The following is a 322-nucleotide window of genomic DNA, read 5'->3' on the forward strand; positions in this document are numbered from 1 at the left end:
ATATTCGCGCCACTCTTATTCCTGCGGTCACCGTACCGGTCGCCTTAGTCGGTAGTTTTATGTTTTTATTAGCAATGGGTTATTCAATTAACTTATTAACTCTACTGGCACTAGTATTAGCAATAGGCTTAGTGGTCGATGATGCCATTGTAATGCTAGAGAATATTCACCGCCGTATTGAACTTGGTGAACCGCCTTTATTGGCAGCTTATCGCGGCGCACGTGAGGTGGGCTTTGCAATTATAGCCACCACCTTAGTGCTTATATCCGTGTTTGTACCATTAGTGTTTATGGAAGGACGAATTGGCGCACTATTTACAGA

1 protein-coding gene is annotated in these 322 nt (G+C 43.5%); it reads left to right on the forward strand.

Annotation, left to right across the window (positions count from 1 at the left end; genetic code table 11):
* The coding region (locus tag CWC11_RS22705; RefSeq protein ID WP_138684304.1) for an efflux RND transporter permease subunit at positions 1–322 on the forward strand (322 nt) is incomplete at both ends.

This window comes from Pseudoalteromonas sp. S3178 (assembly GCF_005886985.1).
GTDB classification, from domain to species: Bacteria; Pseudomonadota; Gammaproteobacteria; order Enterobacterales; family Alteromonadaceae; genus Pseudoalteromonas; species Pseudoalteromonas carrageenovora.